Here is a 344-nt window from a genome sequence, read left to right as displayed (position 1 = left end):
GCTTCAAAAGCTAAAGAATGAACCTGAATTGATGCTTCATCGCAAGCAAACTGTTGAGCACCCCTTTGGCACAATTAAACTCTGGATGGGAGCTACCCACTTACTAACACGAGGTTTAAAAAGCGTGGGGACAGAAATAAGTCTTCATGTCCTAGCTTACAACTTCAGAAGAATGATAACAATTATGGGAGTTAACGGCCTAAGTAAAGCAATTAGAGTAGCGTTGCCATAGCAGTTTCGCTCGCGCGGAGAAAATTGCGATACTGAGAAAAAATCGATCGCAACCATCTTAAATGGTTTCAAACTAAGAACATACCCAAGACAATTTATTAAAAATTAGTTTT

Annotated in this window: 1 protein-coding gene; it reads left to right on the top strand. The window is 39.2% G+C overall.

What is annotated here, in order from left to right; translation table 11 throughout:
* Positions 1-232, top strand: a 232-nt coding sequence (locus PSI06_RS21190) for a transposase (RefSeq protein ID WP_273604839.1), incomplete at its 5' end; no start/stop codon positions are given.
* Positions 233-344: the final 112 nt, after the last annotated feature.

Source organism: Pseudoalteromonas sp. GABNS16E (assembly GCF_028598715.1).
GTDB classification, from domain to species: domain Bacteria; phylum Pseudomonadota; class Gammaproteobacteria; order Enterobacterales; family Alteromonadaceae; genus Pseudoalteromonas; species Pseudoalteromonas atlantica.
Note: the sequence above shows the minus strand (reverse complement) of the source record. Positions and strands in the feature narration are given on the sequence as shown.